The 26,478-nt window shown below is 41.9% G+C and carries 24 protein-coding genes; 17 read left to right on the top strand and 7 right to left on the bottom strand.

What is annotated here, in order from left to right; genetic code table 11:
- Positions 1–25: 25 nt before the first annotated feature.
- From G4420_RS10135 to G4420_RS10125, 3 genes are all read left to right on the top strand, one after another.
- On the top strand, positions 26–1,177 hold the full coding sequence (locus G4420_RS10135) for a BamA/TamA family outer membrane protein (protein ID WP_163323534.1): 1,152 nt from the start codon (positions 26–28) through the stop codon (positions 1,175–1,177).
- A gap of 91 nt (positions 1,178–1,268) precedes the next feature.
- Complete coding sequence (locus G4420_RS10130; RefSeq protein ID WP_163323533.1) at positions 1,269–3,233, top strand: BamA/TamA family outer membrane protein; 1,965 nt, start codon at positions 1,269–1,271, stop codon at positions 3,231–3,233.
- 374 nt (positions 3,234–3,607) lie between these two features.
- Positions 3,608–4,375: a Mut7-C RNAse domain-containing protein gene (locus G4420_RS10125; RefSeq protein WP_204273651.1), complete on the top strand. Its 768-nt coding sequence runs from the start codon at positions 3,608–3,610 to the stop codon at positions 4,373–4,375.
- Positions 4,376–4,384: 9 nt separating this feature from the next.
- Here G4420_RS10125 and G4420_RS10120 read toward each other — a convergent pair whose 3' ends face one another.
- From G4420_RS10120 to G4420_RS10095, 6 genes are all read right to left on the bottom strand, one after another.
- Complete coding sequence (locus tag G4420_RS10120) at positions 4,385–4,579, bottom strand: adenylosuccinate synthetase (RefSeq protein WP_163323532.1); 195 nt, start codon at positions 4,577–4,579, stop codon at positions 4,385–4,387.
- A gap of 158 nt (positions 4,580–4,737) precedes the next feature.
- Positions 4,738–6,036 (bottom strand): phosphopyruvate hydratase, encoded by a 1,299-nt coding sequence (eno, locus tag G4420_RS10115; protein WP_163323531.1) that lies wholly within the window; start codon positions 6,034–6,036, stop codon positions 4,738–4,740.
- A gap of 270 nt (positions 6,037–6,306) precedes the next feature.
- Positions 6,307–6,774 carry a C-GCAxxG-C-C family protein gene (locus tag G4420_RS10110; protein WP_163323530.1) on the bottom strand — a complete coding sequence of 156 codons (468 nt, stop codon included), beginning with the start codon at positions 6,772–6,774 and terminating at the stop codon, positions 6,307–6,309.
- A 99-nt stretch (positions 6,775–6,873) separates the two neighbouring features.
- Positions 6,874–7,866: a GGGtGRT protein gene (locus tag G4420_RS10105; RefSeq protein ID WP_163323529.1), complete on the bottom strand. Its 993-nt coding sequence runs from the start codon at positions 7,864–7,866 to the stop codon at positions 6,874–6,876.
- Between the two features lie 12 nt (positions 7,867–7,878).
- Entirely contained in the window at positions 7,879–8,571 is a 693-nt protein-coding gene (locus G4420_RS10100; protein ID WP_163323528.1) for an iron-sulfur cluster assembly scaffold protein, read from the bottom strand.
- A 312-nt stretch (positions 8,572–8,883) separates the two neighbouring features.
- On the bottom strand, positions 8,884–9,252 hold the full coding sequence (locus G4420_RS10095; protein WP_163323527.1) for a DUF190 domain-containing protein: 369 nt from the start codon (positions 9,250–9,252) through the stop codon (positions 8,884–8,886).
- Between the two features lie 212 nt (positions 9,253–9,464).
- Here G4420_RS10095 and G4420_RS10090 point away from each other — a divergent pair, with 212 nt between their 5' ends.
- Entirely contained in the window at positions 9,465–10,334 is an 870-nt protein-coding gene (locus G4420_RS10090; protein ID WP_045029717.1) for an SDR family oxidoreductase, read from the top strand.
- 62 nt (positions 10,335–10,396) lie between these two features.
- Here G4420_RS10090 and crcB read toward each other — a convergent pair whose 3' ends face one another.
- Positions 10,397–10,780, bottom strand: coding sequence for a fluoride efflux transporter CrcB (gene crcB, locus G4420_RS10085; protein WP_163323526.1), 384 nt, complete (start codon positions 10,778–10,780; stop codon positions 10,397–10,399).
- Positions 10,781–10,890: 110 nt separating this feature from the next.
- On the opposite strand from crcB, the gene dacB reads away from it, so the two are divergent.
- The 13 genes from dacB (at position 10,891) to G4420_RS10025 (ending at position 26,475) form a co-directional block, all read left to right on the top strand.
- The gene (gene dacB / locus G4420_RS10080; protein ID WP_163323525.1) at positions 10,891–12,318 is read left to right on the top strand and encodes a D-alanyl-D-alanine carboxypeptidase/D-alanyl-D-alanine endopeptidase; all 1,428 of its coding nucleotides are present in this window, start codon (positions 10,891–10,893) and stop codon (positions 12,316–12,318) included.
- Between the two features lie 283 nt (positions 12,319–12,601).
- Positions 12,602–13,195 carry a DUF4255 domain-containing protein gene (locus tag G4420_RS10075; RefSeq protein ID WP_163323524.1) on the top strand — a complete coding sequence of 198 codons (594 nt, stop codon included), beginning with the start codon at positions 12,602–12,604 and terminating at the stop codon, positions 13,193–13,195.
- Positions 13,195–14,070 carry a hypothetical protein gene (locus G4420_RS10070; RefSeq protein ID WP_163323523.1) on the top strand — a complete coding sequence of 292 codons (876 nt, stop codon included), beginning with the start codon at positions 13,195–13,197 and terminating at the stop codon, positions 14,068–14,070. Before G4420_RS10075 ends, G4420_RS10070 begins: the two co-directional genes overlap by 1 nt.
- A 20-nt stretch (positions 14,071–14,090) precedes the next feature.
- Entirely contained in the window at positions 14,091–16,178 is a 2,088-nt protein-coding gene (locus tag G4420_RS10065; RefSeq protein ID WP_163323522.1) for a phage tail sheath family protein, read from the top strand.
- 27 nt (positions 16,179–16,205) lie between these two features.
- The gene (locus G4420_RS10060) at positions 16,206–16,652 is read left to right on the top strand and encodes a phage tail protein (RefSeq protein ID WP_045029701.1); all 447 of its coding nucleotides are present in this window, start codon (positions 16,206–16,208) and stop codon (positions 16,650–16,652) included.
- Positions 16,649–17,089, top strand: a complete 441-nt coding sequence (locus G4420_RS10055) for a phage tail protein (protein WP_163323521.1) — start codon at positions 16,649–16,651, stop codon at positions 17,087–17,089. The genes G4420_RS10060 and G4420_RS10055 overlap by 4 nt, the downstream gene beginning before the upstream one ends.
- Positions 17,090–17,094: 5 nt before the next feature.
- Positions 17,095–17,256, top strand: a complete 162-nt coding sequence (locus G4420_RS23245) for a DUF5908 family protein (protein WP_204273650.1) — start codon at positions 17,095–17,097, stop codon at positions 17,254–17,256.
- A 1-nt stretch (position 17,257) separates the two neighbouring features.
- On the top strand, positions 17,258–17,977 hold the full coding sequence (locus G4420_RS10050; protein WP_163323520.1) for a CIS tube protein: 720 nt from the start codon (positions 17,258–17,260) through the stop codon (positions 17,975–17,977).
- Positions 17,978–17,979: 2 nt separating this feature from the next.
- Positions 17,980–19,725 carry a type VI secretion system tip protein VgrG gene (vgrG, locus tag G4420_RS10045; RefSeq protein ID WP_163323519.1) on the top strand — a complete coding sequence of 582 codons (1,746 nt, stop codon included), beginning with the start codon at positions 17,980–17,982 and terminating at the stop codon, positions 19,723–19,725.
- A gap of 1 nt (position 19,726) precedes the next feature.
- Positions 19,727–20,020, top strand: coding sequence for a PAAR domain-containing protein (locus G4420_RS10040; protein ID WP_163323518.1), 294 nt, complete (start codon positions 19,727–19,729; stop codon positions 20,018–20,020).
- Between the two features lies 1 nt (position 20,021).
- Entirely contained in the window at positions 20,022–20,432 is a 411-nt protein-coding gene (locus tag G4420_RS10035; protein WP_163323517.1) for a GPW/gp25 family protein, read from the top strand.
- Positions 20,433–20,443: 11 nt separating this feature from the next.
- The gene (locus G4420_RS10030) at positions 20,444–23,728 is read left to right on the top strand and encodes a baseplate J/gp47 family protein (RefSeq protein ID WP_163323516.1); all 3,285 of its coding nucleotides are present in this window, start codon (positions 20,444–20,446) and stop codon (positions 23,726–23,728) included.
- Positions 23,716–26,475 carry a hypothetical protein gene (locus tag G4420_RS10025; protein ID WP_163323515.1) on the top strand — a complete coding sequence of 920 codons (2,760 nt, stop codon included), beginning with the start codon at positions 23,716–23,718 and terminating at the stop codon, positions 26,473–26,475. Before G4420_RS10030 ends, G4420_RS10025 begins: the two co-directional genes overlap by 13 nt.
- Positions 26,476–26,478 lie beyond the last annotated feature (3 nt).

Below are 26,478 nucleotides of genomic sequence, written 5' to 3'. Positions count from 1 at the left end.
GATTAAATCAAAATACACCTGACTCTTGAAATCAGCTACATTTATACTTCTTTTTCTCCTGCTTTTTAGCTTTGGTAATTCAAAAGCTCAGGGAAAATTAAAGGATGCCTGGAATGAACGCAATGCACGAAAAGAGGCTGTTATAAAAGCTGGCGAACCATGGATGTCGCCAATGTTTGCTCCTGCGTATACTGCCGATGCCGGCTTGTTGATTTCCGGAGGAATGCTTTACTCTTTTCGGGCAAACGAAAACGATAGCATTTCGCAACGTTCATCACTTCCGGCCACCATATTTTACAGTACCAAAGGCAATTTTGGAATTCAGGCGCATCTGAAAACGTTTTGGATGGAGGATAAATTTCGAATAAATGCCAGCCTTGTTATTCGCGATAAAGACAACAATTACTACGGAAAAGGATTTAATCAGATCGATGCCACTCAACAGTCGGATACAACCACTTTGTATCACGAAACCAATTCATCTTTCGACGTCGACTTTATTTACAAATTAAGACCATCGGTTTATATCGGTGCCAGTTTACGGCCGGCATACGTTGTTACAAAAGACTTTGCTCAGCCGGTTGAAAACGATCCTTACCGGTCGCAGTTCGGAGATGTTTACTTTCTGAACGGAATTGGAGCCCTGTTTGCCTACGATACCCGCGACATTGTTGTTAATGCGTGGAAAGGTGTTTATTTCCATTTATCAGCTATGTTTTACGATAATATATGGGGAAGCAAGTACGATTACCAGGAATATACGCTGGATATGCGGCACTATAAAACCTTAACGCGGCCGGGCAATGTGTTGGCGTTTCGGTTTTTTACCAGAAGCACTTATGGCGATGTGCCCATAACCGAACTATCTGATTTCTCGGGAGGAAAAAACCTGCGTGGCTATTTAATGGGCCATTACCGCGATAATACCACTGCTTTTATGCTTGGCGAGTGGCGCTACACTTTTCAAAGGGCAAATGGTGGCTTAAGTAAAAGCGGAATGGTAATTTGGCTTGGTGCAGGAAGTATTGCACCTGATGTAGTAAGTTTATCAAAATGGGTACCGAATGGCGGCGTTGGTTACCGGCTTGAATTGCAGCCACGAATGAATGTATGTGTTGATTTTGGCGTAGGGCGCGATTCTCAAGGCGTATACTTCAATTTTGTGGAAGCATTTTAATCATAAATTGTAATTTCTCCTTGCTCGTTATCTATCTTAAATTCTTATCTTTAATCAACATTGAATACCGAATTGAAGTACAACCAGTTCGATGCAGAAACACATTAAACACATTTTATTATTTCTGAGTCTGGTGGGATTGGTATTTGTTGCAAATGCGCAAAAGCATGATACCATTCGCATTCGTTTCGATCAGTTGTTAATGCTGAAAGACACCATTTATTATGGTGTTAATGATTCGGTGGTGGTTCTTGAAGCGGATACTGAGTACGACATTATCAAAAATTTCCTGGTGCGAAAACCTTCGTATTACGAAAAACATCCCGAGAAAATAGAATCGGTTACCCGTCTGAATAGTCGTTACGGGGGTTTGTTGATGGGCTCGATAAGAAGCAGGGAAGAACAGCTGCCTAAGGATTTCAACCCGTCCGACCAGTATTTTTCATTCTATAAAAACCGGGTAATTAAAAACATTACGATTGAACGGGTAGCGGTGCTCGACGGTAATCTTTTTGATACGACCAACGTTGACCTCTCCGGATTTGGCCGTTTTCTGAATAAAACATACAGTCCGACGCGCGAACGTGTGATTCGTAAAAACCTTCATTTTAAGGAAAACGAACGGGTGAATGCCCGTATTTTTTCGGATAACGAGCGCCTGTTTCGTGAGCTTTCGTACATCGAAGATGCTTTTATTAAAATTTCACCGGTAGGGAATTCAAGCGATTCGGTAAATGTAACCGTTATGGTTAAAGACCGGTATCCGATTGGTGTTAGTGGCGATGTAAACAATTACAATGCTTTTGAGGTGGAACCTTACTCGCGAAATTTTGCCGGGTTAGGACACAGCATAGGGATAATTGGCGAGTTTGATGCCGACACGGAAGAGAAGTTCGGTTATGGTGCTTCGTATGGCATAAATAATATGTGGGGTACTTTTTTCGACAGCGAAATCCGTTACCAAAATGGTGTTGACCGCGAGAATTTCAGGATACAATTTGAGAAGCCTTTTTTAACTACACTTACCAAAAACGGGGGCGAGATAATTTACGATCAATTGCGCGAAAAAGTGTCGGAGCACCCATATGTAAGCGATTCGCTGGAGAATGATAACAGCAGGTATAAACTGTCGTATTTCGATTTGTGGCTGGGACATTCGTTCTTCTTTTACAGCGATATTACCCGACCATTTTTGAATGTTGCAGCGCGTTACGTTTCATATAAATATGAAAATCAACCTCTGGTGGATGAAACTACCAACTACGAGTTTCATAACCGGCAGTTGTATTTGGCGGGTTTGTCGTTGCAGCAGGTATCGTACATAAAAACCAGTCGCCTGTTGCAATACGGGACGGTTGAAGATGTACCAATTGGCTACAATTTAAATATAACGGCGGGGTGGGAGAAAACCAGTTTTTACGAGCGTCCGTACTCGGGGATGCGTGGCAATTATTCGCTATATTTTAACAATGCCGGTATTTTTACGGCATATACCGAGGCCGGTGGTTATATAAACGACTCGAAGCTGGAAGACGGTTTGGCCGGACTGCGTTTCGATTATTTAAGTCCGCTGGGGAAACTGGGAAATTACGAAGTCAGGAATATCTTCGAACTGAAGTTAAGCACTGTTCGCAATCCTCGGTATTTTATTCCATACTACTCAACCCGTACTTTTGCAAACGAATACTTAACCGGCTATAAAAACTATTCAAACCTGTCGGTCTATTACCGGCCGGTATTTTATTCGAATTACCAGATTTGGGGGTTTCGATTTTCGTTTAATCCGTACGTAAATGTTGGGTGGTTGTTAAAATCGAATGCAGCAACAAGCGAAGTCGATCGTTATTCAGAAATAGGCATTTGGGCCAGCACAAAAAACGAGAGTTTGATTTTTCCGGCTATGCACCTGCAATTCGGGTATTTCCCAAATCGGTTGGAACAGGAACCGCGTTTTGTGTTTACCGTAGTTTTCAAAGACATTAAAGTGTTTAAGGATTTTACTTCGTTGAAACCGGAGGTTGTTCATCCGGCGCAACTGTTTAACCAAAAAGATTAAAAATTGGCTTAAACAAAAGTTTAAAGCAAAAAACAATTCTGAGGCTTAAACTTTTGTTTAAACGCTGGCGGAGCTCCGGTGAACCTTTAAACGTTTGTTTAACCGCTTCCGGTCTTCCTTTTGGCGCTTAAACTTAAGTTTAAACGGCGTCGGGCGTTCCTTTTAAGGCTTAAACGTTTGTTTAAACCTTGTCGGGTGTTCCTTTTGGGCTTTAAACTTTAGTTTAAACGTTCAGCGGCAAGTTCCTTGGCTTTAAACTTTAGTTTAAGACTAAGAACCGGTAAAAAAGTAGGACTACTTATGAGTCGATTGTTGTTGCAGAACTATTTCTTGAAGGAATAGTCGTAAATTAAGTATCATAAAAACGAACAGGAGTGAAAGAGTTTGCCATAAATCATGAGGCACTTCAACGTATGTCCATTTTTCGGTTCTATGAGGAATTGAATGAATTTCTGCCTGTTCATCAGCGTAAAAAAGCGTTTGAATATGCTTTTACAGGTACGCCATCGGTGAAGAACAGCATTGAAGCCATTGGTATACCGCACACCGAAGTGGATTTAATTTTGATTGACGGTGTTTCTGTGGATTTTGAGGCTTTGCTTAAAGGCGGCGAGCAGGTTTCTGTCTACCCGGTTTTTGAGTCGCTGGATATTTCTCCACTGGTTCGCTTACGCCCCTTACCTTTGCGTGAAACACGGTTTGTTGTAGATGTTAACCTGGGGAAACTGGCTTATAAGTTACGTTTGTTGGGATTCGACACACTTTTTCGCAATAACCTGGAAGATGATGAGATTGTGCAAATATCGGTGGCTGAAAAGCGCATTATTTTAACCCGCGATAAAGGCGTTTTGAAACATACTGCAGCAACACACGGTTACTGGGTGCGGAATAGCGACCCGCAAAAACAACTTCGCGAGGTGGTGGAACGCTTGCAACTTCAAAACAGTTTTCGGCCATTTTCGCGCTGTTCCATTTGCAATGGAAGTTTAACAGCTGTTGATTCCACAGAGGTAAAAGGCAAAGTTCCTGATGATACATTTTCAATGTGTAACGAATTCTGGAAGTGTACCGGATGCGGACAGATTTACTGGGAAGGAACACACTACCGCAAGATTCTGAAGTGGATTGAAGGATTAAAGTAGCTTTCTTAATTACTTTCGCCTTTTGCGTCTCCAGTAAATATACAGAATAACGATTATAACCGGCAGCACAATATAAACGATAATATTTGTCAGGGTCAATTCCAAAGGCTCGGGAGTGCCCGTAGGAATTCCACTGGGAGCCTGTGCCATTGCCACTGCTGTAACAAAAAGTAAAAATGTGAATATGCCTGCTTTTTTTATCATGCGCTGTAAAGTTTATTATTCTTACTACTAAAGCAAGTAAGTATGGTGGTTTGTTCAAGAGTATTCAACTAATTCTGAATTTGAGACCGGGATTTTATAACACAAAAAAAACCGCCCTTCAAACGAAAGACGGTTTTCATATTTAGCGTAAAGTATGCTTACTTCTTGTAGATTTTTTTGTATCCGTAGATAGCGCTTGCACCCAATTCTTCTTCAATGCGAAGCAGTTGGTTGTATTTAGCCATACGGTCTGAACGGCTCATAGAACCTGTTTTAATCTGACCAGAGTTGGTAGCCACTGCAATGTCGGCAATTGTTGAATCTTCAGTTTCACCCGAGCGGTGAGAAGTTACTGAAGTGTAACCGGCACGGTGTGCCATTTCAATTGCGTCTAACGTTTCAGTTAATGTACCAATTTGGTTTACTTTAATAAGGATTGAGTTAGCAGCTCCCAACTCGATACCTTTTTTCAGGTATTCAACGTTGGTTACGAATAGGTCGTCGCCAACCAACTGGCATTTGTCGCCAATTGCAGCGTTCAGTTTTACCCATCCATCCCAGTCGCCTTCGTCCATACCATCTTCGATTGAATCGATCGGATATTTTTCAATCAATACAGCTAAATAAGCAGCTTGCTCTTCCGAAGTGCGTTTTACACCGTTTGGCTCGAAAATGCTGTAATCGTAAACACCACCTTTGTAAAACTCTGATGAAGCACAATCCATGGCAATAGAAACATCGCCACCGTCTTCAGCACGACCAGCTTTGTAACCGGCATCTTTAATGGCAGTAAGAATTGATTCGATAGCTTCTTCAGTTCCACCTAAAGCCGGTGCAAAACCACCTTCGTCGCCAACAGCAGTTGAAAGGTTTTTAGCCGCCAATACTTTTTTAAGTGCGTGGAAAACTTCAGCCCCCATACGCAAACCTTCGCGGAAAGTAGGCGCACCAATTGGGCGGATCATAAATTCCTGGAAAGCGATAGTTGCATCAGAGTGAGAACCACCGTTAATAATGTTCATCATCGGAACAGGCAATGTTTTTGCGTTAGTTCCGCCAATGTATTTGTATAATGGAAGCTCAGAGTACTCAGCAGCTGCTTTTGCAACCGCCAACGAAACACCTAACATAGCGTTTGCACCCAGGTTAGATTTTGTTTTAGTACCGTCGAGTTCCAATAGTTTGCTATCGATAGCTACCTGGTCGGTAGCATCCATACCAATAATTTCTTTTGCAATAACGTCGTTAACGTTTGCTACAGCTTTTAAACAGCCTTTTCCTAAGTAACGGCTTTTGTCGCCATCACGTAATTCAAGTGCTTCGTTTTCGCCGGTTGACGCTCCTGACGGAACAGCCGCACGGCCGAATGCACCACTTTCGAGTGTTACATCAACTTCAACAGTTGGGTTACCACGAGAATCGATAATCTCTCTTGCTTTTACGTCGCTAATTAACATTGTAAGTAGTTTTTATTTATTTAACTTTTCAAGATTGCTAGTGCAATTACAGGATTGTAAACGCTGAGGCGCTTAAATTGTTTCACGAAATTACGAAGATTGATAAATAGTTTGCTCCTTTTTAATGTGAATTTAAGATCATTAAATTGGTTTACAAGATCATGTGTTAAGTGGGCGAGGGGAGCTGAGTGGTTTGAGACCAGTTTCTCACAGGAATTACTATTCTCCTGTGGTATAAATTATAGCACGAATCCGGAGGTGTGTTATTAACTAAATTTCGTTATTTTCTTTCAGAATATCATAAACAAGAGCAGTGGCATCGCCAACAACTTTCCTGCAAATAATTTTGTGGTGTTTCCGGTCTTGTACCTCAGCTTCGGTAGCGTGTTTAATTAATAGCTGGCGGCAATTTGTAGTTCCGTGAATATCTTCCACCAGGTTATTTAATTCGCGAACTTTTTTGTAGCTGTTCAGTTTGGTGTCCATGTCTTTCGGTTCTTCGTTACCGAACGCCAGGCCAATAACCATGAAACCGCCGGTTACAGCTCCACAGGTTTCGCGCAAACGCCCCATTCCTCCTCCAAATGTGGAAGAAATACGCTTAGCCATGGTTTTATCAAGCTTAAAATGATCGGCAAAAGCAAGCAATACCGACTGTGAGCAGGCATAACCTTCATCAAAATGTTTTAGTGCCTCTGCAATGACATATTCTTTTGTAGTATTCTTAGTCGCGCACATATGATTAATAAAGAAAGGCACAAAGCTATGGATTTCTCCTAAACTTTGTGCCTTAAACTATATCTTTCTCACAACAAACTGTTGCGAATGTTGTAAGTCTTAAGCTTGCGAAATTGCAACAGCAACAGCAACAGAAGCACCAACCATAGGGTTGTTACCCATTCCAATCAATCCCATCATCTCAACGTGAGCCGGAACTGAAGAAGAACCTGCAAATTGAGCGTCAGAGTGCATACGTCCCATAGTGTCAGTCATACCGTAAGAAGCAGGACCGGCAGCCATGTTGTCTGGGTGTAAAGTACGACCAGTACCACCACCAGATGCAACAGAGAAGTATTTTTTACCTTGCTCGATACATTCTTTTTTGTATGTACCTGCAACAGGGTGTTGGAAACGAGTTGGGTTAGTTGAGTTACCTGTAATAGAAACGTCAACACCTTCGCTGTGAAGAATGGCAACACCTTCGCGTACATCGTTGGCACCGTAGCAGTTTACTTTTGCGCGATCACCTTCTGAGTAAGCTTTACGTTGTACTTCTTCCAATTCGCCTGTAGCATAATCAAAATCAGTTTGAACGTATGTAAAACCATTGATACGTGCGATAACTTTTGCAGCGTCTTTTCCTAATCCGTTAAGGATTACACGTAAAGGCTCTTTACGAACACGGTTAGCCGATTTAGCAATACCAATTGCACCTTCAGCAGCAGCGAAAGATTCGTGTCCTGCCAGGAAAGCGAAACATTTTGTTTCTTCTTTCAAAAGCATAGCAGCCAAATTACCGTGACCTAAACCTACTTTACGATCATCGGCAACCGATCCCGGAATACAGAATGACTGTAAACCTTCACCTAAGGTAGAGGCGATATCTGCAGCAGCAGTTTGTCCACGTTTAATGGCAACTGCAGCACCTACAATGTATGACCACATTGCGTTTTCGAACGCGATAGGCTGAATGCCTTTTACGATTTCGTAAACGTCAACACCTTTTTCATCACATATTTTTTTGGCCTCTTCGATAGAAGAAATGCCGTTCGCGTTTAAGAATGCATCAATTTGCTTGATTCTTCTGTCGTAACTTTCAAATAATGGCATAATAATTTTCTCCTATTCTTTACGTGGGTCAATAACTTTAACTGCATCATCGATACGGCCATATTTACCGGAAGCTTTTTGAATTGCTTCGTTAGCGTCCATACCTGTTTTGATCATATCCATCATACGACCGAGGTTTACAAATTCGTAACCGATAATTTCGCTGTCAGCGTCCAAACCGATTTTTGTAATGTATCCTTCAGCCATTTCAAGGTAACGAGGACCTTTAGCTGTAGTTCCGTACAAAGTACCGGTTACACCACGAAGACCTTTTCCTAAATCTTCAAGACCGGCGCCAATTGGAAGACCACCTTCAGAGAAAGCACTTTGTGTACGACCGTATACAATTTGTAAGAAAAGTTCGCGCATTGCAGTGTTGATTGCATCGCAAACAAGGTCGGTATTTAATGCTTCAAGGATTGTTTTTCCGGGAAGAATTTCAGAAGCCATTGCTGCTGAGTGTGTCATACCGGTACAACCGATAGTTTCAACCAATGCTTCTTCAATAATACCATCTTTAACATTCAGGGTCAGTTTACATGCACCTTGCTGTGGAGCACACCAACCTACGCCGTGGGTTAAACCCGAAATGTCTGAAACTTGTTTGGCTTTTACCCATTTTCCTTCTTCCGGAATTGGAGCCGGGCCATGATTTGCACCTTGTGCAACACAAATCATACCTTCAACTTCGTGTGTAAAACTCATATTAATATATATTTTCGGTTTTTTGCTGAAACAGTTAAAAAGAGCTCCTTATTTCGAGCTTTTTGGTCTGTCTTTACTGCGGCGTGAAAATATTAAATAATTGTTCTACAGTACCCCCTTAAAATGCTTATTGGAAACTACATTTTGTTTATTAACGTTTAGTTAAAGTATTGACAGTAAAGGATTAAAAGGTCTTGAATTGCTTATTGTTGTTTGAGCTTCTTATAGTTAACTACAAAAGTTGAAATTCGGAAATTGAACAAACTTTCTGTTTCCGGCGAGTAAAATGAGGAAGGGGGTGATAGCGGCTGATCAATGATATTCTTCGCGGTATTTTAGCCCTTTTTCGTAACGAACCACATCCAGCTCCTGGAAAGTTACCAGCCCACCGCGTTGGCTATTGTCCAGTATTTTGTTTAGCTTTTCAATAAACTGGTCGATCTTATCAATGTTGTCAATAATTTCAATGGTAACGGGCAAATCGCTCGACAAGGCAAAAATTTTCATGGTATGTATACTGTGGCTGGCACCAAACGACATTATACCTTTATAAACGGTGGCGCCGGCCAAACCGGCATTTCGTGCTTCAAACACAATTTCTTCAAACAACACCCGGCCATTTATTTTATCCGATTCTCCAATGTAGATCTTCAGGATTCCTGTTTTTTCTGTTGTTTTCATAGCGTTGTTAATTTTAGGTTTTCACTACAAGGTTTTACAGAAAACAGAGCTAATTAGTTTCAAATTGAATGGATTTATGGCACTCAGGATCTTTAAGTTGTTATTCTTTCAAATTACAATTATAATGGCTGAACAATTGTCTGGAAGTGAATGTTTTAAAATAATACCATAAGGTATTTTAATAGGACTATTTTCTCACCAAAAACTACAAGATGAAAAAGATTTTAATTACAGGTTGCAGTTCGGGTTTCGGTTATTTAGCGGCTAAATATTTGGCTGAAAAAGGACATCATGTTATTGCCACAATGCGTAACGTTGATAGTAAAAACTTGAAACCGGCAGCTGAGCTTAAGGAATTTGCCAAAACAAATAATTACAAAATGGAGGTGCTCGAAATGGATGTTACCTCGGATGAAAGTGTTAAGGCGGCAGCTGCAAAACTGCCAACTATCGATGTTTTAATCAATAATGCCGGTTTAGGTTATGGCGGTGCAATGGAAGCCTTTTCTCCTGATGCTGTACTGGCCCAACTTGATTTAAACATTGTTGGGAATATTCGCGTGGCTCAGGCGGTTCTGCCGGGTATGCGTGCGCAAAAGTCAGGACTTATCATTCAGCTGAGTTCCGTGGCCGGGCGTGGTGCATTTCCCGCATTTGGCGTTTATAATGCCAGTAAATGGGGCGTAGAAGGGTTGAGCGAAGCCATGCGTTATGAATTGGCGCCCTTTGGAATTGATGTTGCCATTGTAGAACCCGGGCCTTTTGAAACGAAATTTTTTGGAAACCTTGTTCAGGCCGAAAACGAAGAAGTGGCTCAGGCTTATCAGCATGTAAAAGAGTTTGCTGATGGTTTTGCACAGAATGTAATGAATTTATTTGCCGATGAGAATGCGCCAACAGATCCAATGATTATTGTTCGGATTTTTGAAGATCTGATTAATGCGGAACCAGGAACAAGACCGTTACGAACCATTGGAGGCCTCGATTTTGGACTGCAAAAATTAAATGATGTGGTTGATCCAATCAGAAAAGAATTGCTTGAAGGAATGGGGATTGCCGAACTGGATGGGGTAAAAAAGTAATCGTATAGAAAATTAATAAGGAACAGATCCGGGTTACATTGTTGTGATCCGGATTTTACTTTTTAATGAATTACTGCCCGTACCAAAATCATTCCCAGGTAAACCGCCAGCAATCCAAAAAACAAACTTCCGCCCACGTTCAGGAAAAATTGTCCGTAGGTTTGTTCTTTTAACATCGTGAGGTTATTGTAGGCAAACGATGAAAAAGTGGTAAATCCACCGCAAAATCCTACGGCCAAAAACATACGCCACTCGGCGTTCAGCAGGTTGCCTTTTTGCGCCAGGGCGAACACAATTCCAATAATAAAACTTCCGGCCATGTTGGCAATAAATGTTCCCCATGGAAAAGTGGTACTCATCCCTTTCTCAACAAAAATCTGAACAAGGTAACGTAAAACACTTCCGATAAAACCTCCGGTGCCAACCAGTAATATTGTTCGCAGCATGTTTTTGTTTTTTTGATATTAATTGATTGAATTTGTCATACAAATTAATTTCGATTTGTACAGCCAAGCCAAACAATCTGTTATTTTTAAGCTTTCAAAAATAGTAAAAAATGCAGGTACGATATTTTTCTCTACTTTTTCTTCTGATTTTTAGCGGGCAGATCCTCGCTCAGAACAGTTTTAAATCAGCAATTGAAACACTTCTTCAGCAAGAAGATTACAAAAATGCTTCGGTTGGAATTAATGTGGTCGACCTCAATTCGGACGAAAGGGTTTATAGCCTGAATTCTGAAAAATTGTTGGTTCCCGCTTCAACCATGAAGATGATCACTTCGGGAACTGCTTTGGAAATTTTAGGTGCTGATTACCGTTTTAAAACAAAAATATCGTACACCGGAAAAATCGATAAAAATGGCGTTTTAGATGGCGATTTAGTATTGATTGGCGGGGCAGATCCGGCTTTGGGATCGGAATATTTTCAGGATCATTATTTTGAGTTTCTGAAAAACTGGGCCAAACAGGTAAAAGCTTCGGGCATAAAAAAAGTAAAAGGCAATTTAATTCTCGACGGTGGAATTTACGACACCGAACGAATTCCTGACAGCTGGGTATGGGGCGATATTGGCAATTATTACGGCGCCGGACCCAATGCTTTTACTGTATTTGATAATATGTACCGAATAACATTTTCATCGCCAAAAAAGGAAGGAAAACTAACAAAGGTGATTCAAACCTATCCGAAGATTGATGGTCTGCAAATCGATAACGAAGTACTTTCGGCTGATAATAACAGCGATAACGCTTATGTTTTTGGCGGCCCTTTTGATAAGCATCGAATAATTCGTGGTACCATTCCACGGAACCGTAAAGCTTTCACAATTAAAGCATCTGTCCCTGCTCCTGAAGAGATTTTGGCTGCCGCATTCTTACAAAATCTTTTAGCTGAAGGTGTTTTTGTGGATGGCGAAACACGCTTTGGGAAAAATGTGAGCGATAAAACAACGTTGATTTATACCCAGGAATCGCCAACATTGGCAGAAATTGCAGAGGTCCTGAACTATGAAAGTGTAAACCTGTTTGCCGAGCATTTTTTGAAACAGATTGCTATTGAGAGAAACGGACTAGCAAACCGAACAGCCGCCATTGATCTTGTAAAAACCTATTGGGAAGAGCAGGGACTAAGTATGGAAAACATTTTTATGGAAGACGGCAGCGGACTGTCGCACTTTAATGCGGTGTCTCCCGTATTCTTTACCCGTTTTTTAACACAAATGGCAGCAAACGATGCTTTTGTTGAGTCGTTACCTGTTGCGGGCAAGGGAACTTTTAAACGTTTCGATACCGAAAAACTTCCCGGGAAAACTTTGCAGGCAAAAAGCGGCTCAATGACTCGTGTACGTTGTTATTCGGGCTACCTTACGACCGATAAGGGACACAAACTGGTATTCTCGTTTATGTTTAACCATTTTGGTGGTTCGCACAGTGCATTGATCAAGGAAATTGAACAACTTTTTATCCTGCTAAAGGAAAACTATTAGCATAATACCTTTCTTAATAATCATCTCTTTCTGGAATATGGATTTTGTAAGTGTCTGATTAGTAATATTTAAGGATCGGTTACTTATTTAGAATTAGTTTAAGTGTTGACTTATAACTCTTATTGTCGTAACTTGTAATCACCATTAAATGATTGAAGCTCCTAAAAGTTTCAATAAAATACAGAAGATAATAACCACAGCCCTTTTCGTATAGGATTTCCTTTTTTAAGGACGCAAATAACTATGTTTTACTTGTAAGTGGACATAAACTGAAAAGGTGATTATGGTTTACGAAACTCTTCAAATTCTCAAAGAACAACTGGACAATTATCTGGACGATGCCGGATTGGGAAAAATTGTCGTTCTGGAAAATCTGGCGCTGTTGGATTCCGGAAGCGATAAGGCCAAGAACCTTGAAGGCAAGGTGATTATCTCTTTGCTGAGTGTTCAGGAAGAATCAACGCTAAAAAATCTTCCTACAAGTCATGTGGTTAATAATAAAGCCGAATATTATAATCCGGCCGTAAATATTAACCTCTTTTTTATGGTTAGTGCCAATTGCGATATGTATTCCAATTCATTGATCAGCATTACAAAAACACTGGAGTATTTCCAGGGGAAAAAAGTGTTTACCGCTCAAAATACAGCGTATAATCGCTCGAACGTATCGATGCAGGAACTCGACGATTTTAAGTTCGTTGTAGATCTTTATACCCCGGGTTTCGAGGTGTGGAATCACATATGGGGAACTCACGGTGGACGCCAGTTACCCTCAGTAATCTATAAAGTACAACTGCTACAGGTAGACCGACGCAAGAAACAAGCAAGCACAGAACTAATAACAAAAGTAAAAGGAACCCTAAAGGATATTAATTAATGAGCTTTTCATCCATATATAAGCCTTTATTCGGTGTAAATATTTTACACAAATACTTCCTGAATAAAGGAACTGAAGATTATTTCAGTATGTCTGATGTTGGAAAAGAAAAACAGTTGGCCGGCTATCCACTTTCCGACCTCTTTTCTATCGTTCCTTCAGCAACTACCAGTCAAAAACTTCGCGGTCATAAACTAATCCTCAAAAACACCAACCGGGGTTTTATGGTCTGGACAAAAGTATCAGAGAGCGATTCTAACAGTCCCTTCATTCCATTAAACGACTCTCTGCACTTCACTTTTCTGCTGAAAACTTTAAACAGCACATTCAATCACTTTACACAAGTCGGGCTGTCAAATGCCGGTCAATTGTTTTTCTTTTCCAATAATCGTTTGTCGACTGAAGATCCGGGTTTTCCTTTAATTAAAAAATCGAATAGCAATGCTGAAATCGATGACACTTACCGATTAAATTCAGAAAGTATCAAAAATGAACTGGAGCAACTAACGCGTAACGAACAAAACAACCTTATTGGTATTATCCGAATTGGAATGATGGGCGAAAACGGCTCGTATCATGTCATTAAACCAAACGGTACCTTGCATAACGATCCGCGCGAATTCAACATTGTTTTTGCCAACCGGAAAACAACCTGGCGCTATTTTTTTAACACCAACCAGCAAACGCATAACAGCGACGATGTTAAAAAGGAAAACGGAAATGCCCGCCAGCTGGTAACAAAAACAGAACATCCGCTTACCGCAAAAGGCTTTATCAGCATAAAATTGGGAGACCAGGAATTGCCTAATCCCGATGTGCAGCAAATAAATGCAAACAGCACATTCACAAAAATATACTCAGAAATATACATGTAACACATTAAATCAAAACAGTTATGGCAACAACTTACAAAACACCGGGCGTTTACATCGAGGAAATTTCCAAATTGCCTCCATCGGTAGCGCAAGTTGAAACAGCTATCCCTGCTTTTATTGGTTATACTGAAAAAGCGACCAATAAAATAAAAGGCGATCTTAAAGGTGTTCCCACAAGGATTACCTCGATGCTGGAATACGAAACATATTTTGGCGCTGCAAAACCTGAAACTTCCATTGGAATTACGATTAACGATACCCTTCTGAATGGTGTAACAAAACGCGATTTGGTGGTAACACAGCCCGCATCAAGGGAACCTTTCCTGATGTATTATTCATTGCAACTTTATTTTGCAAACGGCGGCGGGCCTTGTTACATTGTTTCAGTTGGCCGCTACGGAACCGATTTGGATGACACAGATACTCAGGTAACATCAATAAACAATTCGGATGATTTTAACGACGGATTGGCCGAGGTGGGCAAAGTGGATGAGGTTACTTTGCTTGTTTTTCCTGATGCAACCGCACTGTCAACTCCATCAGAATTTTATAGTCTGTACAACGATGCTTTGGCGCAATGCAACAAACTTCAGGATCGGTTTACAATTATCGATACGCTGAGTTACGATGCAGCCAGCCCGACCGATTCGAACATTGCGGATTTACGAAAGTTTATCAGCGCCGATAAAGCTTACCTGAAATACGGTGCGGCTTATTATCCGTTTCTGAAAACAATTATGAATTATCAGTTTGACGCAAAGAAGATTATCGTTTCGCATTATTCGTACGATGCAACAGCCTATGAAACTATCGATGCCAATGTAACTGCTATTGAAAGTCCTGCATCTGGATTGCCGGCAACTGTGGCCGATTTGGTGGATCTGACAACCACGCCCGGAGATATTTCAGGAGCAGTGAGCGATGTACTGTTGCAAATGTACAGTGCCAGCGGCTTCGATCTGGGGGGAACATTTTCGAGCGACAGTACCAAAAAGACGGCGTTCCTCAATGCAGTGGAAGCATTGCTCGGATCACTCGGCGAGCTCAATGATTTTAAAACAAAACTGAACACCGAAGCCAAAGCGGCTTCAGATACCATCTCTGATGAGGATCAGACAATTGCCGACGGAATTGATGCGGCTTTGGCTACGTTTAACGCCGATTTTGAAGGTGCAGGAAAAATCGATGAGGTATACAGTAACCTGCAGGAGTTATTTGTAAAAATGCAAAACGCTGATACCTCTACAAAAATCAAAAACCTCTTGGATGTAAACGCTGTAAACTTCGATGCTGAGCTGAAAAAGCTTGAAGATTATACGCCACTGAATACACAAACTGGCATTACATCAAACTTCGATGCTTTTGCAAATGTGCTTACAAACATGAACGATTTGATTACCGAGATCAGAAAAGTAGAAGGTAAAGACAAGAATAACGGTGCCATGAACGGACGGAGTTTGAATGCCGTTCAACAGGTAGACGATGCCACGTACAATAAAATACTTACCGAGATTGGAAACCTTCCGCTCGAATTACCGCCAAGTGCTGCCATGGCCGGCGTTTATGCCCGCGTTGATGGCGAACGTGGTGTTTGGAAAGCACCTGCAAATGTGAGCCTGAATTATGTTTCGGGATTAACAGTTAAAGTCACCAACGATATCCAGGACGATCTGAATGTGCATACACAAGGAGGGAAATCCATTAATGCGATTCGTGCTTTCACCGGCAAAGGAATACTCGTTTGGGGAGCACGAACACTGGCGGGTAACGACAACGAATGGCGCTACATTTCTGTCCGTCGTTTCTTTAATATGGTGGAAGAGTCGGTACAAAAAGCAACCGGTGTTTTCGTTTTCGAACCCAACGATGCTAATACCTGGGTAAAAGTAAAAGCCATGATCGACAATTACCTGATTAACCAGTGGAAAGCTGGTGCATTGGCAGGTACAACTCCCGAGCAGGCTTTTTATGTGAAAGTTGGTTTAGGAGAAACAATGACAGCGCAAGACATTCTCAACGGTTATATGATCATTGAGATCGGTATGGCAGCGGTTCGTCCTGCCGAATTCATTGTACTGCAATTCTCACACAAAATGCAGGAGGTTTAAATCAATAAAACTTTAAAAGAATAAATTATGGCAACTACATATCCATTACCAAAGTTTCATTTTAAAGTGAGCTTTGGCGACACAGAGTTTAACTGTACCGAAGTTTCAGGCCTCGACTTCGAACGCGAAGTGATTGAGTACCGCGCCGGTGCCGATGCCGAATACCACAAAGGCAAACAACCCGGTTTATCGAAATACAGCAACATTACATTAAAACGCGGAACCTTCGCCGGCAAAGGACGCGAGTTCTACGAGAAATGGGTGAAAACCGTTTATTTCCAAGAAGAAGGTGAGAAATATCGCGGTGATCTGGTAATTAGTTTATTGAATGAAAGCCATGAACCGGTGGTAAGTTGGAAGGCAATCAATGCCTACATCACCAAAATTCAGGCAACCGATTTTAAAGCCGATGGAAACGAAATTGCGATTGAAACCGCCGAGTTTGTACATGAAAAACTCACAATGATAGAATGAGCGAATTCCATCCACCCATAGGATTTCATTTCAGCGTTGAGTTTCCGGATATCTCTTCCAGTAGCGGCGATCAGCGTTTTCAGTCAGTTTCAGGACTAACTGTTGACGTGGACACTGAAGAAATTGGCGAAGGAGGAGAAAACCGGTTTAAACACAAAGTTCCGGTTCGGACCAAATACCCAAACCTGGTTTTGAAACGCGGACTGCTGGTGGATTCGGAGGTGATAAAATGGTGTCGCAATGCGGTTGAAAACTTCAGCTTTAAGCCCACCAACCTTATCGTGAAACTGCTGAATGAAAAACATGAGCCGCTGATGAGCTGGAATGTCGTTCATGCCTATCCGGTAAAATGGAGCATGAGCGATTTTAATGCCGAAGAAAGCAAACTGGCCATCGAAACACTGGAATTGACTTATAACTATTTCAACGTAATATAATTATTATGCCAATAGAAATTAAGGAATTACACATCAAGATCAATGTTTCCGGCGATTCGGGACAACCACGAAGCGGTGGTAGTAATGAGGAAAGCTCAAAAGAGAAGATCATAGAAGCCTGTGTGGAACAGGTGATGGAAATATTATCGAAAAAAGAGGAACGCTGATATGTCGGGAGAACTTACAAAACTGCAGATAAAAGCATACCGCGACGAACAGTTCAATAACGAGGTTGCCAATGGCGAATTTCAAACTTTATTGAACCCGGAGAAGTATGTTTTTAAGTACAAGGTGGAACAAAACAACCAGCAGGCCTCTGGTACAAGTTCTTCTTCGCCGCGCTATAACCGCACACCGCCAGAAAATCTGGAACTGGAGTTTATTTTCGACCGAACGGGAGTTTTGGTGAATTACGGTAATCCTGCAACCGCGAATGATAATGAGCTATCGGCGGATAAAGGAAATGGCATTAAGGAAGATATCGATCAGTTTAAACGGGTGGTTTTTGATTACAACGGCGACGAGCACCGACCCAATTACCTGGTTATTTTGTGGGGAACACTTTTGTTTAAAGGTGTTTTAACCGAAGTTGATATTACGTTTAAACTGTTTAAAGCCGACGGTACGCCGCTGCGTGCAACGGCCAACGCAAAATTTAAAGGTTTTGTTGAGGATACGTTGCGGGTGGCTACCGAGAACAATAATTCGCCCGATCTTACCCACATTCGGGAAGTGAAAGAAGGTGATACCTTGCCTTTGATGACCCACCGGATTTACGGCGACACGAAATATTACCTCGAAGTGGCAAAAGCAAACCGCATAACAAATTTTAGAAAACTAAAGGTTGGGCAGAAAATATTCTTTCCGCCAATCGATAAAGTCTCATAAATATGCCTGAAACGCGAGTCATACCAACTGTACGGTCAGCCGATCTGGTAACCTTTAAAATTCTGGTTGAAGGGGAAGAATTATCCTCTGTTAACCAGGTTTTAAGCATCACGGTGCAAAAGGAGATCAACCGGATTCCCTGGGCAAAAATCATATTGCTTGACGGCGATCCTGCGGCACAGGATTTTGTGCTGAGCAACGAAAGTTTCTTTGTTCCAGGAAAGGAAATTGAGATAAAAAGTGGTTATCATTCCGAGGAAGAAACCATTTTTAAAGGGATTGTAATCCGGCATAATTTGAAGATCCGCTCCGACAAAGCACAGCTGGAAATTGAATGCAAAGACAAGGCCGTTAAAATGAGCATTGGCCGTAAAAGCAAATATTTCTACGACAGTAAAGACAGCGATATTCTGGAAGAAATAATCGGTACACATGGTTTGGAATCTGACGTTGAAGAAACGGGTGTAACGTATCCTGAAATGGTTCAGTATCGGGTAAGCGACTGGGATTTTTGCGTGACTCGTGCCCAGGCAAACGGTAAAGTTTGTGTGATCGACGATGGTAAGTTTTCGGTGCTGGCTCCCGATTATTCGCAGGAAGAAAAAATGACACTCGTTTACGGCGCTACTATTCTTGATTTTGATGCGGAGATGGATGCAAGAAATCAGTTTGCCAATGTAACCAGTTTTGGTTGGGATGTGGCGAATCAGGAGATCGTGGAGAAGGAAGCCAATAATGCCGACGTAGAATTAAACGGAAATATTTCGCCCAATGAACTGGCTTCAGTAATTGAACTGGATAAACTGGAATTACGCGATGGGAGTGCCAGTAGCGATGCCGGATTACAGGAGTGGGCCAATGCCAAAAAGTTGTTTAATCAACTGTCGAAAACACGCGGGCGGGTGCGTTTTCAAGGCGTTCCCGATGTGAAGCCAAATACAACAGTTGTATTATCGGGCGTAGGCGATCGATTTAATGGCAAAGTGTATGTTTCGGCTGTTCGTCATCAAATTACCGAAGGCAACTGGACCATTGATACCCAATTCGGAATCAATCCAAAATGGTTTTCCGAAACAGTTGATATCAATGAAATGCCGGCGGCCGGATTGCATGGTGCCGTAAGTGGTTTGCATGTGGCAAAGGTCACGCAAATTCACGACGACCCAAACGGCGAGTATCGCGTGATGGTGCGTATGCCCATTATCAACAACGACGAACAAGGCGTTTGGGCACGTGTGGCAACACTCGATGCAGGCGACAATCGCGGATCGTTTTTCCGCCCCGAACCGGATGATGAGGTGATCGTTGGCTTTCTGAATGACGATCCAAACGATCCGGTGGTTCTGGGCATGTTGCACAGTAGCGCATTGCCTTCGCCACTTGAACCCGAAGAATCCAACAACGAAAAGGGATTTGTAACCCGCAGCGAGTTAAAATTTTTGTTTAACGACGAGAAAAAGTCGGTACTTCTTGAAACGCCCGGCGGCAAAATCATTACGGTTGATGATGATGCAGGAACCATAAAAATCGAAGACGAATCAGGAAATGTAAGCACTTTCGATTCCAATGGGATTACCCTCGAGAGTAGCGGTGATATTTCGATAAAAGCTACGGGCGATGTAAACATCGAAGGAATGAATGTTGGCATTACCGCCAATGCTGAATTTAAAGCCGAAGGCAGTGCCGGATCTGAACTGGCATCTCCGGCGATAACAAAAGTTACAGGATCATTAGTACAAATAAATTGATATGCCACCAGCAGCAAGAATAAATGATATGCACACCTGCCCGATGGTAAATCCGGGCGGGGCACCACATGTTGGAGGGCCGGTTTTACCTCCGGGAAGCCCAACGGTTTTAATTGAAGGATTACCCGCAGCCCGTGTAGGCGATATGGCCACCTGTTCCGGTCCGCCCGATACGATTATTATGGGATCGGGAACCGTATTAATTGGCGGAATGCCGGCCGCCCGTGTAGGCGATCTTACTGCACATGGCGGATCAATAATAATGGGAAGTTCAACAGTAATAATTGGAGGCTAACATGCAGAAATACAACTCATTTTTAGGACGCGGATGGAGTTTTCCGCCTGAATTCAAAAAGGGGACAAAAAGTGTGAAACTTCTGGAAAACGAGGAGGACATTAAAAGCAGTCTGGAGATATTATTGTCGACCCGTCTGGGCGAACGTATTATGGTTCCCGATTACGGATGTAACCTTGATGAACTGCTTTTTAAACCTTTGAATCTTACGCTGAAAACCTATGTGATCGACCTGATAAAAAGGGCCATTCTGTATCATGAACCGCGGATTGACGTGAATAAAATCGCCATCGATCCAATCAATGAACTGGAGGGCGAACTGCTGATCAATATTGATTATACCATCCGGTCGACCAACTCGCGAAAAAATATGGTATTCCCATTCTATAAAACCGAAGGCAGCGAAACATAAACGAAACTTAAATGGCAAATTGCGGAAAAGACATATTACTTCCACGTGAGGGAACGGAACAACAATCGAGGTTTATTGAAGCGCTCAATCCCGCATGGGTGAAACTGAACGATTTTGGCCTGGATGAGTGGATGAAGTTTGCCTGGGATTTTGCGCTTCATGTTAAGTATTTCGATACCAAAAACGATCAGGTTCCGGCCGATAACTGGCAAGACTTTTTTATCGCAAAAGATGAACTGACAGATTTTCTGAAAGAGCTTGAAACCGGCTCGGAAATCACACCGCATCTGGCTTTGTTTGTCACTTTTATAAAACTGCTCGATACTACTAAAAATCATTTTAACCGTTTAACAAAGCGGCACCTCGATTTCTATTACCAAAGGGTATTAAAACTTGAAAAACAAGCGGCAACACCCGATACCGTTCATGTTTTATTTGAACTGGCAAAAAACGCTGAATCGGAAATAATAACTGAATCAACGACGTTGGATGCAGGGAAAGACTCGGGAGGTAAAAAACTCATATACAAAACAGAGGAAGAGCTTGTAGCCAATCAGGCCAAAGTGGCGGCGCTAAAAAGTGTTTACAACGATCACGAATACCGAAAAATAATAGCTGCCGAAGTTGCCAATTCCTACGACGGTGCAGGCGCAGATTTCCCGGATAAAAATGTAAAATGGTGGCCTTTTGCCTACTACGAATTGCCCCCCGAAGGCGATGAACCCGATTTACGCGAGTTTCCTGAATTACCGAATGCCAAAATTGGTTTTGCGGTTTCGGGCGAAATTCTGGAGTTGCAGGAAGGTGAGCGCTATGTGCAATTGACACTCGATTTCGAAACAGCACTTTCAAAATCCTATTCGTCTGATGATTTAAAAGCCAACCTTGAAATTCTATTTACGGGCGAAAAAGGCTGGCTAGAATCCGCAGAAATCATCGGAACATTTGACAACAACGCTATCGGAGCTAATTTTTCATCGGGCTCCGATGCCACTGACTTGAGTTTGCTTCATATTCTTTTCCAGATTCCAAAAGACGAAAAAGCCGTTGTGGCTTACGATAAAAAAATACATGCCGAAAATTTCAAAACTGAATTCCCGGTTTGCCGTGTGCTTATAAACACGGGCGATGAAACTGGACACGAACTCTACCGCGATTTGGTGGATAAAAAACTTAACGGACTCTCAATCGATGTGGCAGCAATTGGCGTTGAAAGCCTGAATCTTTACAACGATATTGGTGCAATTAATGCCTCAAAACCCTTTTATCTCTTTGGTACACAGCCCGTAAAAAAGTCGAAATTCTATGTGGATTATGCCGAGTTGTACAAAAAGAAATGGAACAAGCTGAACATTAATGTGGAGTGGAAAAATACGCCGGACGACTTTTTAAGTTGGTACGCCGCATATCGAAAGCCATTTCTTACACAGTTAAGTGTATTGGATTATTCGGATTTGATATTTAGCAAAGAATACAAATTAAGTTTGGAAGATTTACCCACGATAAAGGCAAGGAAGATTGAATTGCCGGGCAGAACTAATGCTGAAACGAAAATTGAGAAGTATAAATTTGACGATCGTATTATTGATGATTTAAGTGATTTTAATGCAAAAGTAGAAATCAGTAAACAAGAGGATTGGGAAACGGTTGGAGGTTTGAAAAATCTGGCACTGTTTGACAAACAAACGCGTGATGATGAAATTTTCTACACCCTTGATTTTAGTGTCTCAAATCCTGTTTCGTCTTCCGAAAAAAATGGTCCGGTGCGTTTGTCGCTAAACCGTACTTTTCTACATGAGATGTACCCGCGTTTATATGCTGTCGCGATGAGCAATGAAGACAAAAATGTACTGATTCCGAACGAACCCTACACGCCGTTTGTCGAAAAACTAACGCTGGACTACTTTGCTTCTGCACAACTTAAACCGGAAGAGAGCAGTTACGAGTTTAAAGATTTTGAGTTGTACCACGAGCATCCTTTTGGTCAGGCTGAAGAGGATATTGAGCAAAAAATTGCCAATAAGATTTTACCTGCAAACGAAGCAAAAACACAGCATGCTGTACCCACCTATTGTAATGGCGGTGAACTCTATGTCGGGCTTGAAAACGCGCAGCCACAGCAAAATGTGTCTCTGCTGATACAGGTGCTTGAAGGCAGTGAAAACCCGGAAGCAGAATCCTTTGTAGGCAAACAAAAAGTGGAGTGGTGGATGTTGTGTCGCAACGAATGGAAACGGCTGGAGCGTTCTTCCATAATCTCCAACCAAACTGATAATCTGTTAAAATCGGGCATTTTTAAGTTCAAAATTCCAAAAGAAGCCACAACCAACAATACTTTGCTTCCTGGCGGACTAATGTGGTTAAAAGCGCGGATGCACAAAAAATACAATGCGGTTTCAAAAGTTATAGGAATTCATGCTCAAGCAGTAGAAGCCAAATTTGACAACAACGATAACAAGCTGGATCATTTGTCTGATGGATTGACTTCCAATACCATTTCGAAAATGGTAGTGAGGCCGCCAAAAATTAAGTCGCTTTCGCAACCTTACAATTCATTTGGAGGCCAGCCAACAGAAAGTGATTCAGCTTTTTATCGTCGTGTTAGTGAACGCTTACGGCATAAAAACCGGGCCATTACCTTGTGGGATTACGAGCATTTGGTGCTTCAGGAATTTCCTGAAATACATAAAGTGAAGTGCCTGAATCATACCTCAACGAAAGTTGAAAAAGGTAAAAGAAAAACAAGCTATCTGGCACCCGGGAATGTGGTGCTGGTGGTCATTCCCGATATTATAAACAGAAATGTTTTTGATATATACAAGCCCCGGGTTAGCAAGGCAACATTAAATCGTATTGAAAATTACCTCAGGGAACTTAACGCTCCTCAGGTTAATACAAAAGTTATCAATCCGGAATACGAGGAAGTACGTGTTAATCTGAAAGTACAATTTCACGAGGGATACGACGAGGTTTATTACAAATCAGTACTAAACGAAGATCTTACGCGACTGCTTTCACCCTGGGCTTTCGATAGCATAGCACTTATTCAGTTTGGTATTTCGTTGCACAAAAGCACTGTTATCGATTATGTCGAAAAACTAAAATATGTGGACTTTGTCAGCGATTTAAAACTGTTTCAAACCAATGCCGCAACAGGCAACGAAACAGAAGTGAAAATAGCGAGTCCAAACAGTCCGGAAGCCATTTTGGTGTCATCAAAACGACACAATATTGGCGACGCTGAAAACTATTGTTCAAATATTAAAATCGAACCTGCAGAACCATGTCAGAGTTAAACGAACATATTACCATTCCGAAAAGTGTGGCAACAGGCGATGACCTGGATTATGCTTTCCTGCGCCAAAAAGGACAGGAATACATCGAAAAGCTCGCCGGAAATATCTGGACAGACTACAACGAACACGATCCCGGAATCACGATCCTGGAAATGCTGAGTTATGCCATTACCGATTTGGGGGCACGCATTTCAATGCCGCTCGAAAACATTTTAACACCTTCAGGCCCGGGCTCGCTTAACGATCAGTTTTTTGATGCCCAACAGATTTTGCCTTCAAAACCGGTAACCGAAGCCGACTACCGGAAGTTATTTATTGATATTGACGGGGTAAAAAACTGCTGGTTGAAGAAATATGAAAAAACCGTACATGTAGATTGTAAGAACGATTTACTAAGCTACGATCCAAAAGATTTTGAGGCCCTTGATAAAGAGGAACAAAAGCAGTTCATAATAAACGGATTGTACAAAATTATTGTGGATTATGACGAACGCGTTCTTAAAGAAGCGGATGATGAGGAAGCCAAAATTGAGGAAATTGATCAGAAAATAATTACTACATACCATGCCAATCGTAACCTTTGCGAAGATCTGGTAAAAGTAGAAAAGGTGGAAACGCACCCAATTCAGGTGTGCGCCAGTATTGAACTCAACCCCGAGATGGACGAGGAAAAAGTTCATGCGCAGGTTTTACGCGCCATTGATGTGTATTTTTCACCAAAGCTCTGGTTTTATTCCTTGCAGCAACTATTCGACAAAGGGTATTCGAGCGACCAGATTTTTGAAGGACCGCTTCTGAGTCATGGTTTTATCGATCCTGAAGAGTTGGAAAATGCCCGCTTGCGAAAAGAAATTCGCTTATCTGACATCGTGCAGCTGATCATGAAAATTGACGGGGTAAAACTCATCAAAGACATTTCGATAAACGATTGCAATAACCCGGAGGAAGAAAAGGATGTTTGGCTGGTTTGTGTGGATGAGGGCAAGAAACCTGTTCGCTGTCACCTTAGTGCATTCAGCTATTATAAAGGCGTTCTGCCGGTAAATGTAAACAGCAAAAAAGTAAAAGAATACATTGCTGAACTGGAAGCCGAAGAAGACGACCGGCAGGAATTTTCAGCACTCGATAAAGCTATTTCCGTGCCCGAAGGCGAGTATTTGGGAACCGGTGAAACAACAACTATTCAGAATGATTTTCCGGAGACTTATGGAATCGGGCAGGTCGGGTTAAATTCAAGAGCATCGGTAACACGCAAAGCGCAGGCTAAACAGTTAAAAGCTTACCTTTTGTTTTTCGATCAGATTTTTGCCACTTACTTTTCACATTTGGATAAGGTAAAAGAAGTGCTATCGGTGGACAACAGTTTGAGCAGCACTTATTTTACGCAGGCGGTAAAAGACATTAAAGGTTTTTCCGATTTGGTAGAAGACTACCCAAAATCAAATGACGAGCTCCTGACTAAAAAATTGTTGGCGGATCTCGATGATAATATTGCCCGCAAAAATCAATTGCTCGATCATTTACTGGCGCGCTTTGCCGAAAACTTCAGTCAGTATTCTTTTTTAATGAAACAACTGTACGGAGCTTATTCCGGACAAGCGGTGATTGATGCCAAACAGAAATTTCTTTCGGAATATGGAGAGATCGTAAAGGTGCAAAACGGTGTAAAAGAACTTAAAAATAAAGGGATCAGTAACTGGCGGGGCAGCGCAGTCAATTATTTAAATCAGAAATCCGCTCAACTTTGGAATACCAATAATGTAGCTGGTGCGCAAAAACGAATAGCCCGCCTGTGTGGTGTTCAGGATTTTAGCCGGCGCGATTTGTCCGGTTCGTTTGCCGAGATTTATGAATTGCAAGATGCCGATGAAAGAACAGTTTATCGCTGGCGGATAAGGAACGATGAAAACGAAGCAGTGCTTTCGGCAACCGTAAACTACAAAACGCCGGGGGCCGCCCGCGAAGAAATGTACCAGTCGATTGTAAAAGTGGTGGAGACCGATCCAGAGATCATTAATAAAGGTTTTGAGAAAACGATTAATGACGAGGCTGAAGTTGGCAATTTTGAAATACAAAAAGCAGAGAGCGGCAAGTATTCGTTTGATGTAATCAACCTGAATGCCGATCCCGGCAGCACCGACCGTATTATTGCCCGGCAATTTCTTTATTACGATACACAGGAAGAACTGAAACAGGCGATCCTGGATTTGATCCTTTTCCTACGCAATGATTTTAAAGAAGAGGGAATGTACATTGTTGAGCACATTCTGCTGCGCCCCGATATAACTGCCGAAGAGGGATTAAAAGAGCAGTTTATGTCGGTATGTACCGATAATTGCGAAAGCTGCGAGCCCATCGATCCGTATTCGTATCGTGTAACGGTGATTTTACCCGGCTGGACGTACCGATTTGGAAACATGGATTTCAGGAACTTTATGGAAGACCTGATACGCCGGGAATTGCCGGCTCATGTTTTGGCGCGAGTTTGCTGGATTGGCGAACCCAAAGGCTGGGTTGATGACGACAAAAACGACATGGTTCAGTTTGAAAAAGCATACAAAGATTTTCTGCTCACGAAAACAAAATCGGGGCAGAAACAAGTGGAAACAAAACTGAAAAAGCTGATAGAAGCACTCGAACAACTGAATTCGATTTACCCCGAAGGCCGGTTGATCGATTGCGATGATGAAGAAGATTCGTTGAAAGGCCGGATTATTCTGGGCCGAACAAATATTGGAAACCTTTAATTA

It is taken from the genome of Draconibacterium mangrovi (assembly GCF_010586825.1).
Classification (GTDB): Bacteria; Bacteroidota; Bacteroidia; order Bacteroidales; family Prolixibacteraceae; genus Draconibacterium; species Draconibacterium mangrovi.
The sequence above is the reverse complement of the archived record's forward strand: the minus strand, read 5'-3'. Positions and strand labels throughout refer to the sequence as shown.

Coding starts and splice junctions, on each gene's coding strand:
- G4420_RS10035 (WP_163323517.1), top strand. CDS start 20,022: ATGCAGAAATACAACTCATTTTTAGGACGCGGATGGAGTTTTCCGCCT.
- G4420_RS10090 (WP_045029717.1), top strand. CDS start 9,465: ATGAAAAAGATTTTAATTACAGGTTGCAGTTCGGGTTTCGGTTATTTA.
- G4420_RS10065 (WP_163323522.1), top strand. CDS start 14,091: ATGGCAACAACTTACAAAACACCGGGCGTTTACATCGAGGAAATTTCC.
- G4420_RS10055 (WP_163323521.1), top strand. CDS start 16,649: ATGAGCGAATTCCATCCACCCATAGGATTTCATTTCAGCGTTGAGTTT.
- dacB (WP_163323525.1), top strand. CDS start 10,891: ATGCAGGTACGATATTTTTCTCTACTTTTTCTTCTGATTTTTAGCGGG.
- G4420_RS10095 (WP_163323527.1), bottom strand. CDS start 9,252: ATGAAAACAACAGAAAAAACAGGAATCCTGAAGATCTACATTGGAGAA.
- G4420_RS10060 (WP_045029701.1), top strand. CDS start 16,206: ATGGCAACTACATATCCATTACCAAAGTTTCATTTTAAAGTGAGCTTT.
- G4420_RS10025 (WP_163323515.1), top strand. CDS start 23,716: ATGTCAGAGTTAAACGAACATATTACCATTCCGAAAAGTGTGGCAACA.
- G4420_RS10075 (WP_163323524.1), top strand. CDS start 12,602: ATGGTTTACGAAACTCTTCAAATTCTCAAAGAACAACTGGACAATTAT.
- G4420_RS10070 (WP_163323523.1), top strand. CDS start 13,195: ATGAGCTTTTCATCCATATATAAGCCTTTATTCGGTGTAAATATTTTA.
- G4420_RS10040 (WP_163323518.1), top strand. CDS start 19,727: ATGCCACCAGCAGCAAGAATAAATGATATGCACACCTGCCCGATGGTA.
- G4420_RS10130 (WP_163323533.1), top strand. CDS start 1,269: ATGCAGAAACACATTAAACACATTTTATTATTTCTGAGTCTGGTGGGA.
- G4420_RS10105 (WP_163323529.1), bottom strand. CDS start 7,866: ATGCCATTATTTGAAAGTTACGACAGAAGAATCAAGCAAATTGATGCA.
- eno (WP_163323531.1), bottom strand. CDS start 6,036: ATGTTAATTAGCGACGTAAAAGCAAGAGAGATTATCGATTCTCGTGGT.
- G4420_RS10050 (WP_163323520.1), top strand. CDS start 17,258: ATGTCGGGAGAACTTACAAAACTGCAGATAAAAGCATACCGCGACGAA.
- G4420_RS10030 (WP_163323516.1), top strand. CDS start 20,444: ATGGCAAATTGCGGAAAAGACATATTACTTCCACGTGAGGGAACGGAA.
- vgrG (WP_163323519.1), top strand. CDS start 17,980: ATGCCTGAAACGCGAGTCATACCAACTGTACGGTCAGCCGATCTGGTA.
- G4420_RS10100 (WP_163323528.1), bottom strand. CDS start 8,571: ATGAGTTTTACACACGAAGTTGAAGGTATGATTTGTGTTGCACAAGGT.
- G4420_RS10110 (WP_163323530.1), bottom strand. CDS start 6,774: ATGTGCGCGACTAAGAATACTACAAAAGAATATGTCATTGCAGAGGCA.
- G4420_RS10120 (WP_163323532.1), bottom strand. CDS start 4,579: ATGATAAAAAAAGCAGGCATATTCACATTTTTACTTTTTGTTACAGCA.
- crcB (WP_163323526.1), bottom strand. CDS start 10,780: ATGCTGCGAACAATATTACTGGTTGGCACCGGAGGTTTTATCGGAAGT.
- G4420_RS23245 (WP_204273650.1), top strand. CDS start 17,095: ATGCCAATAGAAATTAAGGAATTACACATCAAGATCAATGTTTCCGGC.